We start from the raw sequence: 11,858 nt of genomic DNA, 5'->3' as shown, positions 1-11,858 counted from the left end.
CAAGGTTTTATCCACCTTGTCAGGGATAACCTCGCGACAAGCGGATCGAGAAAAACATGGATTTTGTGTATAATGCCAAACATTATGGTCATTACATCAGGCAATTAACTTTAATTACCTGATAACTAAGATATTAAGGTGATAAAAACATGGGATTCAAATGCGGTATCGTTGGCCTGCCGAACGTCGGTAAATCCACTCTGTTCAATGCGCTGACCAAAGCGGGTATCGAAGCAGCAAACTTCCCGTTCTGCACCATCGAACCTAACACCGGCGTCGTACCAATGCCCGATCCGCGTCTCGACCAGCTGGCTGAGATTGTGAAACCGCAGCGTATCCTGCCGACCACCATGGAATTCGTGGATATCGCCGGTCTGGTAAAAGGCGCATCGAAAGGTGAAGGCCTGGGCAACCAGTTCCTGACCAATATCCGTGAAACCGAAGCGATCGGTCACGTGGTGCGCTGCTTTGAGAACGACAACATTATCCACGTAAACAATAAAGTGGATCCGGCTGATGACATCGACGTTATCAATACTGAACTGGCGTTGTCCGACCTCGACACCTGCGAGCGCGCTATTCACCGTGTGCAGAAGAAAGCCAAAGGCGGCGACAAAGATGCAAAAGCCGAACTGGCTGCGCTGGAAAAATGTCTGCCACAGCTTTCCGAAGCGGGCATGCTGCGTGCGCTGGACCTGACTGAGGAAGACAAAGCGGCCATCCGTTACCTGAGCTTCCTGACGCTGAAACCAACCATGTATATCGCTAACGTCAACGAAGACGGTTTCGAGAACAACCCGTACCTCGACATCGTGCGTAAAATTGCCGAAGCCGAAGGCTCCGTCGTCGTGGCCGTCTGTGCCGCTGTAGAATCTGACATCGCAGAGCTTGACGACGCCGACCGCGAAGAGTTCATGCAAGAACTTGGCTTAGAAGAGCCGGGCCTGAACCGCGTGATCCGCGCCGGTTACGAGCTGCTGAATCTGCAAACTTACTTCACCGCTGGCGTGAAAGAAGTCCGCGCCTGGACTATCCCTGTCGGCGCAACTGCGCCACAAGCAGCAGGTAAAATCCACACCGATTTCGAAAAAGGCTTCATCCGCGCACAAACCATCGCGTTCGAAGACTTCATCACCTACAAAGGTGAACAAGGCGCGAAAGAAGCCGGCAAAATGCGTTCAGAAGGCAAAGAGTACGTTGTGAAAGATGGCGACGTGATGAACTTCCTGTTTAACGTCTAAATAGCTTCTGTTGTCTCATGAGGTTTCAGCAAGCCTCATGAAGACTGACAAACACTATAAAATCCACGCAGTTGCGTGGATTTTTCATTTCATAATGTCTTAACTCGTCTCATAAAAGCGCAGTCATAAATGAGTACATAGATGAGTGCAATATTCTTCCATCTTCATTTCAAGTGAGTACAACAACGATATAATAAATAAACAAGGCCCCGTTATGCTCACCGATACGCAATGCCGCACTGCCAAGCCGAAAGAAAAACTCTATCGGCTCAATGATTTCAATGGTCTCTACCTCGAAGTGAAACCTAATGGCAAAAAAGCATGGCGCTATCGGTTTAAACTCAACGGTAAATCCAGCATGTTTGCGCTAGGTGAGTACCCGACGGTCAAACTTGCCGAAGCTCGCGAAAAATGCGAGCAAGCGCGAAAGCAGGTCGCGGATGGAGTTAGCCCAACACAAGCTCGTCAGTTAGATAAGATTCGCAAGGTCAATGATGCATCCAACACCTTTGAGCTAATCGCCAAAGAGTGGTTGCAGATGAAAGACTGGGCCGAAATCACCAAAACGCGGCGACTGGATATGCTTGAACGAGTGGTTTTCCCCGCAATCGGTAAGCTCCCGGTCAGAGAGATCACCCCACACCACATTCTTAAAATTCTTCAGGAAACTGCTAAACGAGGAGCACCGACAGTTGCCGCTGAAGCCCGTCGAACCATTTCATCAGTTTTCGAGTTGGCAGTAGCGACACTTAGAGCTGATAGTGATCCTGTCTGGCCCGTGCGCAAAGCTCTTCCGGCCAATAAGACACAGCACAAACAAGCACTGAATCCTCAGCAAATCGGAAAGTTATTAAGCTGTTTTGACAATAGTCGTGGCTCGTATCAGGTTAACTATTGCATGTGGCTTATGTGGTGGACATTGTCGCGTCCTGCAGAAGCCACCGAAGCAGAATGGACAGAATTCGATCTTGATAACGCCCTATGGACTATTCCGGCAGCGCGAATGAAAGCTCGCAGAGAACATGCGATTCCCCTACCCACTCAAGCTGTAAAAATGCTAAGAACACTCCATGGATTAACCGGACATCGGCAGCATCTATTTCCGGGGCGGGATAACCCACGCGGCCCTATGACATCACACTCTCTGCGCCAGCTTCTCAAAAGCCTTGGCTGGAGCGGTACCTATAGTCCACATGCGACCAGAACCACAGGTAGCACGCGTTTAAACGAGATGGGATATCGGCCTGATGCTATAGAGGCTCAACTTGCGCACGCTGATACCAACAATGTTCGCCGCACGTACAACCATGCGACTTATCTCGATGAGCGGAAAGTGATGATGCAGGAATGGGCGGATAAGATTGATGGGTGGGTACGCACTCACATTAGTGTTGATGCTTCGTAAACAATGATGCATTGGTGTGTTTATGCTGATAAATAAAGATTATTTAGATAAAATTAATAAAACCTACGCTTTAACCTACACTTACATAACCAGTTGATTTATTTGTTGTTAATACCCTGCTGTACTTTAGCTGATTAGTACGTGAAGTTTACAAAAAAACGTATAGTGACACCAATGGTGTATGTACAGATAAAATTCTAAACTACTTTATCCACTCGGCAAGAACAGCCTCAAGCTTCGCCAACGCCTGAATATGCTTATCTTTTGGTATGCGCCCGATATTTTGCAACTTCCACTTAACCGCTGGTAAATGCTGAATCTGATCTTCAGGAGCCAGACTCCATTCCGGTTGACCACTTTTGAAAGATATCAAAAAATCATAATCCCGCTGCGTGAATTGTGCTTTGAGAGCAGTAACCATTAAGTTGGGTATCGCATTGAGTTCTTCAAGAGAGACCGCATCGAATGTCATTCCATTAAATTCATTTGCGTATGGCAGAGAAATATCTTTCCAATGAGGATCTAAAATTTCTGATAACGGGCGCTTATGTCCCAATAGATAGGTGATGAAACCATTAAATATCTGGCGATCAATACCCTGCGTTTCAAGCAGCATTTTGACGTCATAAAAATCACGGGGATGTTGCCTATCCAGCGCAGCACAAAGCTTTCCACCATAGAGATCGGCAAGCGATACAACCTGAATAGCAGCGAAACCGAACTCATCTTCTACAGCTTCAACAACATCACGTTCTTCTGGGGGATACAGCGTACCTCGCGCAACAGGCGAAACTTCTATCTTTATCTGTGCCTCCTGAGAAGAAACAATAATGCGCATTTCATCAGGATTATTCGTTTGTAGTACCGCCGAAATGCCAGCCTGTTGTTGCAGTATTTCAGCAATACGCGTCAAAGCAGCCCGAACATTTGGCAATGCCTCATCTCTGCTTTCCAGCAGAATATAAGCCAAATCGATATCAACCGATAGACGTGGAAAATCACGGACAAATAAGTTTATTGCCGTCCCACCTTTTAGCCCAAAGCATCGCTCTGATGCCACAACAGGTAATGCACTAAGCAGCAACGCAACTTGCCGATAATAAGGTGATTGCTTATCCATGTGAGATCCCTTTGCTAACAAAACTCTCTGGAACAGTGATCTGATATTTTTGATCCAGCTTGCCACCAGATACGATCTGTCGTTTCCCGGCCCCCAAATCAATGCTGGTTTTATCTATTCGCTTAACCCATGCATGAGCATAGTGATCGGCCAGAAACAGGTAAAGGCGGTTAGTTTTCACTGCTCGACTGGATTGCAACAACACTTCGACTTTACGTGGACTCAGATTTACCAACCCCTGAAACAGCTCCGCAGCGTGCTCAAATGAAAGCGAACCAGGCACTGCATTAGCAATCTCGTAAGCAGCTAATTCCGGTACACTCGCTCTCAACCGCTCTCCCTTAATTTCTACCTCTGTCAGATACTTTTCGTCATGCATATTGAGCTTCTGATTAGAAAGTAAAAGCCAATCCACATTGGGAAATTCTTTGAACCACTTTGGAAATGAAACTTTATCTTCTACGCAAAGCCAAATTGCCTGACGCGTTAAGTGAAGATAATGAGAGCGTCCCTGCCAGGTCAGGCTAGTAAGCCCCGCCAGATGCACAGAAATCCCCAACTGATTTTGCAAGCATAAGACGGCATCGCTCCACTGAGGTTCACGCCCACTCCGCACGTATACACCGGCACGTAATTTTTGTAACCAGTCACTATGCATATACTTATTGGCTAAAGAAGGGCTAATACCATTTTTTGTCAGCCAGGACTGTAGTACCAAGGAACCCGGCGCAGTGTTCTGCAAAAGCCAGTTTAGTTTTGATGACATAGATTCACCCTTGGTTTAACAAAACAATAAATAGTAAACTATTGAGTGTGTAAGATGTCAATAGTGAGAGACATCCGTCCAATTACACTAAGGGATATGACTGAGCAGGTACTGGCCAAGGGATCCAAAAAGTGGCTAAACTGCCAGACGAAGATATGCAAACTTCTCACGCAGAGTTTTAAGCGAGGCTTTGATTGTATCCGGTGACTGGCCTGTTGCAATTGCTGTTGAAGTCACAACGGAATGAACAATCATTTCACGAGAGGGTCTGGTATAAAAGCACTCCCGCTTTTCTCACATAACGCATTCTAAGCTCCCACCGATATAGACATTTGACATAGCCACAATTTAAGCCAGGACTGTTGCTAACAGTTTTATGTTCGGCTGGCGATATTCAAGGCTTATTGATCATCAAACTCAACGAATCACTTTCTACTCTGTTGATAGCGACTAAGGTCAATCACATTACCCTGGGCACTATCAGGGTCAATAATACCAGCTTCATTACGCAGTGGATCAGTTGCTGACATCCCGGCTAAGCGCATATCCCATTGATCTTGTTCTACGTGCTTTATCCGTGCCATTGCATCATTAATACACTGCGGGGTAAAGCGCAGATACTCCGTCAGCCAGAATTGAATCATCTTTTCATTTGCCCGTAAACCGTATTTCTCACCCTTCCGAGTACGCCAGGTTTGATTAAGTCTGATATCAAAATCTACTGCGGTTTCCTCATCGGGTGGGAAGCAACCTGTATTATGGTAAACGTCACCGTATTCCACCGCAGCCTGGCTGATATGGGCCATAACACTGGCGTCGGTACGCTGATAAAAACGAATATTTTTATGCTGGGAAAAGTAGCGTCCGATCCCTTGTTCCATTTCTGCCGTATCAAACAGTGAATAGTCTTGCCCCTGCCATTCCAGGCTATTCATCAGACGATCTTGCAGACGGCTAAAGAAATCCTGCATATCACCGTTCCTGACCTGATGGATCACATGGCAATAGCGGGTGTTATATTCCATCGCAATCAGGCAGGTTGAGCGCCCAAACTTGACAGCATGTACTACCCACTGAAAGCAGAGCCCTTGCCCTTGTTGCTCTTGTGTTTCAGCCAGACTTTGTGATGTCGCCGGTTCAAAAAATCCCTCATCAATGCCTTTTTTGAATCCCTTGTACAAATGCTCTGCCGCCAGACGCGAACAGTTGATTGTTATCATCTATCAAAGTCCTTCCATGTCATCAACTAAGGAAAGTAATCGCATCAGCTATTACCTTTACCACGTTTAACGGGTTTATTTTTTAAACGTTCTTGTTTAATTCTTACTAACAACGCTTCAGCGCTGTTCCCTCCGTTGATCAAATCTGGGTTTTCAGCACGCCACTGTGCCGTTAGTTCACCACGAAACGCTTTAGCCAAAATCGACTGGGTCAGGTTGTTGACTCGCAGTAAAGCGCTTTGCACCTGTTTTTCGATGGTATCAGCATAGGTGAAGAGTTGTTCGACACGGCGGACAATTTCAAGGATTTCTATTTCTGAAGGTAGCCCAATGGGAAGTACGTTCAACGCTCCTTGAGTTAATTTCGCTCGACCTGTTGTACCAGTTAACCACGGAATAACATCGTAATACATTAAGGTGTAACACAAAAAATCATTTGCTTCCTTCGTTTGAGCACTCAATACATGAGCATGATTATTAACCCAACATTTGCCACTATGGACTGACCCCACCCCGGTAGACGATCCTGCCCTATAGTTGGACTGACCCCACCCCGGTAGACGATCCTGCCCTATAGTTGGAGCATAGGAGGAACGTATGGGAACACCACGATTTACACCTGAATTTAAGGAAGAAGCCGTCCGTCAGATAACGGAGCGCGGCTATTCCGTAGCTGAAGTTTCTGATCGGCTGGGCGTTTCTGCACACAGTCTCTACAAGTGGTTACGGGCGATTAAACCCGATAACAGCGAGCAGCATGCCCGTGATTTACTGGAAGCAAAAAGTGAGATCCTGAAGCTTAGAGCGCAGCTAAAGCGCACTGAAGAAGAACGGGATATTCTGAAAAAGGCCGCGCGGTACTTTGCAAGGGAGCCCGACTGAAGTACCGCTTTATCAATGAACACCGCTCTGTATGGGGTGTCATGACGATGTGTCGGGTACTGTGTGTCGCCCGGGCCGGGTTCTATGCGTGGCTGCATAACCCGGTCTCTGCGCGGGATAAAGATAATCAGCGCCTGCTGGCTCTCATCCGTGACTCTTATTCACTGAGCGGGGGCGTGTACGGCTATCGCCGGGTTCATGGCGATCTGAATGAAATCGGGGAGCCATGCGGTAAAAACCGGGTTAGCCGTATTATGCAGTTGAACCGGATCAAAGCCGTGCGCGGCTATAAAGCGCCACGTCGTATCGCTGGCAGACCTTCAGTCGTTGCCCCGAATCGCGTGCAGCGGCAGTTTACCGTCGTGCGGGCCAATCAGGTTTGGGTCACCGATATTACCTATATTCGTACCTGGCAGGGCTGGCTTTATCTGGCGGTGGTTATAGATTTGTTCGCACGTAACGTAGTGGACTGGTCGATGAAACCGACACTCTCACGTGAGCTGGCGCTGGATGCGCTGATGATGGCCGTCTGGCGGCGAAAACCGGAAGGCGAAGTCATTGTGCATTCGGATCAGGGCAGTCAGTACGGCAGTGACGACTGGCAGCGCTTCTGCCGGGCCAATAACCTGGCCCCGAGTATGAGCCGGCGTGGCAACTGCTGGGATAATGCGGTGGCCGAATCGTTCTTCAGTTCGCTGAAAAAAGAGCGTATCAGAAAACGTATCTATAAAACCCGGGATCTGGCCCGGGCGGATATCTTCGATTACATTGAAGTCTTCTATAACCGGTCCCGGCGCCACAGTCATCTCGGTGGCGTCAGTCCGGAGGCCTTTGAACAGGCCTCGTCGTGAGGACAGGATTTGTCTACTGATGTGGGGTCAGTCCATCCCACTCCTCCTGGCCCTTTAGCTCAGTGCAGATGTCGCCTACAAATAACTCGAAAATATCATCTGAAAATGTGATATCGGATATTGCCCACCATACAGTGTCAACAGCGGCGCTTTTGACATCGCTATTTCCTTTTGCAGGCCGGTAATTAATGCTTTACGTTCTTCCTCAGTTTCAGGGCGGTTTGGGCGTCTTTCCTTTGACATCTGCTTGTCATCCTGTTGTGGTATCAACACTTTTTCACGACATCATATAAGGAATGATAAGATCCCACAATTTTTGTCAGGCCATAAATTGTGACCCGGCACATAATGCGATACAAAAAAAGGCCACATTCACCTATGTGCTGACATAACATCACGGCACGTATTGAGTGTCTGTGTTTTCCCAGGTAACCCTACGGGCTGGTTGCGTTTGAATGTGTGGCGGTACATATCAGGTAAATGGCCCCGGCGACACAGTCATCTCGGCGATATTAGTCCAAAAAGGATAAACAGGGTTGTGGAAGCTAGCCTTAGATGAAAGCATAAGTCAAAGTGAGTACGTTAATGAGTATAAAAACAAAACAGAAATACAAATACATTATTTATCAAAGCATTAAACAATAACTCACAACTCAACGTCTAAGTTTCGATTCAGCTCGCACAGAGCTGAATGCTCTCTAAAAATCCACGCCACGGCGTGGATTTTTGTTTTAACAGCCCTTGTGAAAGTCGCACTCTGCCCCCTCTTTCATTTCTCGTTCTGCCCGGTTACGGGATATATTGGTTCACTATCGTAAAATTTTCTCTTTGTAACAGGTAACATCGTCATGGCACTGATCCCAAAAAACTACCAGCGTCTGGAAAGCGGCTATCGTGAGAAAGCGCTAAAAATCTATCCATGGGTATGCGGACGCTGCACGCGGGAGTTTGTGTATTCAAACCTGCGCGAACTCACGGTTCACCATATCGACCACGACCATACCAATAACCCGGAAGATGGCAGTAACTGGGAGCTATTGTGTCTGTATTGCCATGACCATGAACACTCCAAATACACAGAGGCTGACCAGTACGGCACCCGCGTTGTGGCAGGAGAGGACGCGCAAGATGATGTTGAAGCAGCCACCTATAACCCCTTTGCGGATTTAAAGTCGTTGCTGAATAAGAAGAAGTAAGTGCAGAAATTGAAATGCAACGTCGGTGATGTTGCATTTCAGAATACTATGCGTTTTTGCCCCTTTACGTCGCAGCCTCAGGGCTCAAATTCACAAAACCTCCCCCCAAAGATCATGCGATCATTCCCCGCTGTTGAGAAAAATGATCCCAAAAAGACAAGCGCACCGCTTCACACTTAATCCTTCAGGAAAACAAGATGACGACCTTAAACGAAAGACTGGCATGGCGCTACGCGACCAAAAAATTCGATGCAACGAAAACCCTGTCTGCTGAAAAACTCGAACGTATCGTAGAGGCTGTGCGTCTGGCACCCACGTCGAGCGGGCTCCAGCCATTCGAACTCTTTGTGGTAACCAATCCTGATGTCCGCGCAAAAATCAGAACGGTGTCCTGGGATCAGGCGCAGGTAACCGACTGTTCTCACCTGCTGGTCTTTGCCGCATGGGACGACATCACCGCAGACCGCGTTAATATGATGTTTGATCTGACTAACGACGTGCGGGGTTTTAAAAACGAAGGATGGGAAAACTATCGTCAGATGCTGTTGGGCATCGTCGCCGATCGCGGAACCGAAGCAAATTATCAGGCCGCTGCCCGTCAGGCGTATATCGGCCTTGGCGCTGCGCTGATCGCAGCAGCGTTTGAAGAAGTGGATGCAACGCCGATGGAAGGTTTTGATCCGGCGGCGGTTGATGAAATTCTCGATCTGAAATCAAAGAACTTACGCAGCGTCGTGATGCTCCCGCTGGGTTATCGTGCCACCGAAGGTGACTGGCTGGTAAATCTGAAGAAAGTGCGCCGCAGCCGCGAAAACTTTGTGACTGAAATTAAATAAACCGGGTTTCTTGTCGGTAATCAAAAATAATGATGACACCTTATCCAAAAGATAAGGTGTCAAGCTAACTATATTATTGCTGTGTTTTTATGCAGTGCGGAAATCAATGGATTGCCCTGCGGCAAAGGCCTGTTGTACTGCTTCAGCACCTCTTGTCCCATTATAATTAAAATCAAACTCTAAACCCGTTGCAGCACGTCGGGTAATCGTGAGTGTAATACCGCTTGCGATCATATATGCAAATCCAACGGCTATGGCTGTTGCAATTGTGATAGTGCCCGTTATGAGAATATTTTCCTCTCCATCGCCCTCAGTCAGCGACAGTTGTTTTTTAATTTTAATACCCGTAGAGGTTGCATATTTATCAGTTCTTAAAACTGAGGGCGTGCCTGAAGGAAGCTGGCCGCTGTACATTGCCACAAGCATTGATTGCGCCGTGGCAAGTTCCATATTTGTTTTTACGAGATTACTCAACAAAGTTGAGTCACCGTTTGATGTTGCATTTGTATTACCGGGCTCAACTAACCATTGACCATTGGTTTTAAGAGTAACCGTACATTCATTATTACCGTCAAAACTGTCACCGGTAATATTTGCTGCTTTTGATGAAATCGCTGTTATATCTGCCAGCTTGTTTGATTCGAAATTACCGGTAGCAACATAGAACTGGACTTTAGGTTGAATACGATATGTTTGTTCCGGATCGGGAGACCATGTCACGCCCATAAATCCACTTTCTGACATCACACCAAAAGTCAGGCTGCTAAACCATTTTTGCAAAGGCTCCTGACTTTTATCAAAATCATTAGTCCAGACATCTACTTCCTTATTACCCGGCGCAGGTTCATCGGATGCTACATACAGTGATGGGCCTTTATTGGCGGGATAATAGTCGGCATGCCATGCTGTCGCTAAATCAGTGTTTTTCTTAATGCTGGACTGGATTAACGTATTCAGAGCCACCGCTTTATTGGAAGCTCCGGCCTGAACAACATACTGTAAAGGGATTGAAAACGAGTCATCCTGACCATGTTGATGCTGAGAAACTGTAAGATTAGCACTGGAGTTCGCATAAACATCAGCAGATATCTGTGATTCGGGAAAGTTTAAAAAGCACCAGAAAGTTTTATCTGCTGACTGGAGGTTTTTTAAGTGAATAGTATAGGTAGTAGGCATAATTAATACTCCTGAAATTAGAAGGATAAATGTCATAACATCAGATAAATTAATGTTTAACTGTCTAACTCATTACATGAAGCATTATTTCGACTGCGAAGATAAACCTACTCTACTTTAACATTACTAATCAAATTATTTTTTTTCGGCGACATAAATCATTCTTAGCAAAGAAATTCATTTAATATCATGAGTTTAATTTAAACACTCAATTTTCAATATGTAAGAATAAATTTACTATGATAATGATTTAGATCGTTTTTTTTCATAAAAATAAAAATTAAAAATAAATTAAATCATTAGGAAAAATCCCATAAATGACTGTTCATTTACTTTCCGTTTATCTTTTGAAGTGAGATTTTGGTGATCCCGGCAGGCAGGCAGGCCTGAACTGAAATCTATCCTGCCAGCTTCCGGCCTTCTTCCTCCACCGTGTGTCCCTCGCCTGCTTTCACGATATATAGTTCTCCCGCCCTGACGGTGAGAAGGTCAATCGGCAAACCTAATTTTAAATTCCGCGTTAAACCACCCCGCCCCTTTGCGCCTTTGCCAAAACCTCCTCCAGCTCACTCTTCGTCAGCCGCACGCAATAACTCGGCATTGCTCGCTGGAAGCGCCAGCCTTCAGAAAGTACCCCGACGTCCACGGCGTCAAAACCAAACGCATCGTAAAGACTGATGATAATGTTTTTGGTTGCCTCATCGTCTCCGGCCAGCGGCAAGGCGCGGCGTGCGGGGTATCCGGCGGGCAGGCCATCGCTTTCTAGATCGGTCATCTGAATGGCGTTAAACGCTTTAGTGATTGTCGATTGCGGCAGAAAACTCGCCAGATACTCACTGGTAGTGGTTGTCTGCTGATCGAGTTCCGCCACCTGCCCGTCACGTTCGGGGTAATAGTTCACGGCGTCAATGACCGCTTTTCCGGCCAGTTCGACCACCGGCAACTGCCCGATGGCGGTCAGCGGAACGGCGATGACTACAATGTCACCGAAGCTAGCGGCCTCCGTGGCGGTGCCTGTCTCACAGCCAATCATCGGCTTGAGGCTGAACAGTGTCTGCGGCCCGCGGGAATTACTCAGCATGACCTGATGCCCGGCCCTGATCGCCAGTTTCGCGACTGCGCGCCCTACAAATCCCGCACCAATAATGCCTATTTTCATGATTCT

At 47.0% G+C, this 11,858-nt stretch carries 12 protein-coding genes; 6 read left to right on the top strand and 6 right to left on the bottom strand.

Annotated elements, in window-relative coordinates:
* The first annotated feature begins 149 nt into the window (after positions 1-149).
* On the top strand, positions 150-1,241 hold the full coding sequence (gene ychF / locus GE278_10310; protein ID QLK61127.1) for a redox-regulated ATPase YchF: 1,092 nt from the start codon (positions 150-152) through the stop codon (positions 1,239-1,241).
* A gap of 214 nt (positions 1,242-1,455) precedes the next feature.
* Complete coding sequence (locus GE278_10305; GenBank protein QLK61126.1) at positions 1,456-2,646, top strand: tyrosine-type recombinase/integrase; 1,191 nt, start codon at positions 1,456-1,458, stop codon at positions 2,644-2,646.
* A gap of 202 nt (positions 2,647-2,848) precedes the next feature.
* Here the strand turns inward: GE278_10305 and GE278_10300 are convergent, their stop codons facing one another.
* From GE278_10300 to GE278_10285, 4 genes are all read right to left on the bottom strand, one after another.
* The gene (locus GE278_10300) at positions 2,849-3,766 is read right to left on the bottom strand and encodes a nucleotidyl transferase AbiEii/AbiGii toxin family protein (GenBank protein QLK61125.1); all 918 of its coding nucleotides are present in this window, start codon (positions 3,764-3,766) and stop codon (positions 2,849-2,851) included.
* Positions 3,759-4,532, bottom strand: coding sequence for a hypothetical protein (locus GE278_10295; protein ID QLK61124.1), 774 nt, complete (start codon positions 4,530-4,532; stop codon positions 3,759-3,761). Before GE278_10295 ends, GE278_10300 begins: the two co-directional genes overlap by 8 nt.
* A 425-nt stretch (positions 4,533-4,957) precedes the next feature.
* Positions 4,958-5,752 (bottom strand): hypothetical protein, encoded by a 795-nt coding sequence (locus GE278_10290; protein QLK61123.1) that lies wholly within the window; start codon positions 5,750-5,752, stop codon positions 4,958-4,960.
* Between the two features lie 44 nt (positions 5,753-5,796).
* A complete protein-coding gene (locus GE278_10285; GenBank protein ID QLK61122.1) occupies positions 5,797-6,213 on the bottom strand; it encodes a hypothetical protein in 417 nt (138 codons plus the stop codon).
* A 136-nt stretch (positions 6,214-6,349) separates the two neighbouring features.
* On the opposite strand from GE278_10285, the gene GE278_10280 reads away from it, so the two are divergent.
* The 4 genes from GE278_10280 (at position 6,350) to GE278_10265 (ending at position 9,517) form a co-directional block, all read left to right on the top strand.
* Positions 6,350-6,634, top strand: a complete 285-nt coding sequence (locus GE278_10280; protein QLK61121.1) for an IS3 family transposase — start codon at positions 6,350-6,352, stop codon at positions 6,632-6,634.
* A complete protein-coding gene (locus GE278_10275) occupies positions 6,631-7,485 on the top strand; it encodes an IS3 family transposase (GenBank protein ID QLK61120.1) in 855 nt (284 codons plus the stop codon). Before GE278_10280 ends, GE278_10275 begins: the two co-directional genes overlap by 4 nt.
* 848 nt (positions 7,486-8,333) lie before the next feature.
* Positions 8,334-8,681, top strand: a complete 348-nt coding sequence (locus GE278_10270) for an HNH nuclease family protein (GenBank protein QLK61119.1) — start codon at positions 8,334-8,336, stop codon at positions 8,679-8,681.
* A 197-nt stretch (positions 8,682-8,878) separates the two neighbouring features.
* A complete protein-coding gene (locus tag GE278_10265; GenBank protein ID QLK61118.1) occupies positions 8,879-9,517 on the top strand; it encodes an NAD(P)H-dependent oxidoreductase in 639 nt (212 codons plus the stop codon).
* 87 nt (positions 9,518-9,604) lie between these two features.
* Here the strand turns inward: GE278_10265 and GE278_10260 are convergent, their stop codons facing one another.
* The gene (locus GE278_10260) at positions 9,605-10,693 is read right to left on the bottom strand and encodes a hypothetical protein (protein ID QLK61117.1); all 1,089 of its coding nucleotides are present in this window, start codon (positions 10,691-10,693) and stop codon (positions 9,605-9,607) included.
* A gap of 520 nt (positions 10,694-11,213) precedes the next feature.
* Entirely contained in the window at positions 11,214-11,852 is a 639-nt protein-coding gene (locus GE278_10255; GenBank protein QLK61116.1) for an NADP oxidoreductase, read from the bottom strand.
* Between the last annotated feature and the right edge of the window lie 6 nt (positions 11,853-11,858).

This window comes from Enterobacteriaceae bacterium Kacie_13 (genome assembly GCA_013457415.1).
Taxonomy (GTDB): Bacteria; Pseudomonadota; Gammaproteobacteria; order Enterobacterales; family Enterobacteriaceae; genus Rahnella.
The sequence above is the reverse complement of the archived record's forward strand: the minus strand, read 5'-3'. Positions and strand labels throughout refer to the sequence as shown.

Coding starts and splice junctions, on each gene's coding strand:
- GE278_10270 (QLK61119.1), top strand. CDS start 8,334: ATGGCACTGATCCCAAAAAACTACCAGCGTCTGGAAAGCGGCTATCGT.
- GE278_10295 (QLK61124.1), bottom strand. CDS start 4,532: ATGTCATCAAAACTAAACTGGCTTTTGCAGAACACTGCGCCGGGTTCC.
- GE278_10255 (QLK61116.1), bottom strand. CDS start 11,852: ATGAAAATAGGCATTATTGGTGCGGGATTTGTAGGGCGCGCAGTCGCG.
- GE278_10265 (QLK61118.1), top strand. CDS start 8,879: ATGACGACCTTAAACGAAAGACTGGCATGGCGCTACGCGACCAAAAAA.
- GE278_10280 (QLK61121.1), top strand. CDS start 6,350: ATGGGAACACCACGATTTACACCTGAATTTAAGGAAGAAGCCGTCCGT.
- ychF (QLK61127.1), top strand. CDS start 150: ATGGGATTCAAATGCGGTATCGTTGGCCTGCCGAACGTCGGTAAATCC.
- GE278_10290 (QLK61123.1), bottom strand. CDS start 5,752: ATGATAACAATCAACTGTTCGCGTCTGGCGGCAGAGCATTTGTACAAG.
- GE278_10260 (QLK61117.1), bottom strand. CDS start 10,693: ATGCCTACTACCTATACTATTCACTTAAAAAACCTCCAGTCAGCAGAT.
- GE278_10305 (QLK61126.1), top strand. CDS start 1,456: ATGCTCACCGATACGCAATGCCGCACTGCCAAGCCGAAAGAAAAACTC.
- GE278_10300 (QLK61125.1), bottom strand. CDS start 3,766: ATGGATAAGCAATCACCTTATTATCGGCAAGTTGCGTTGCTGCTTAGT.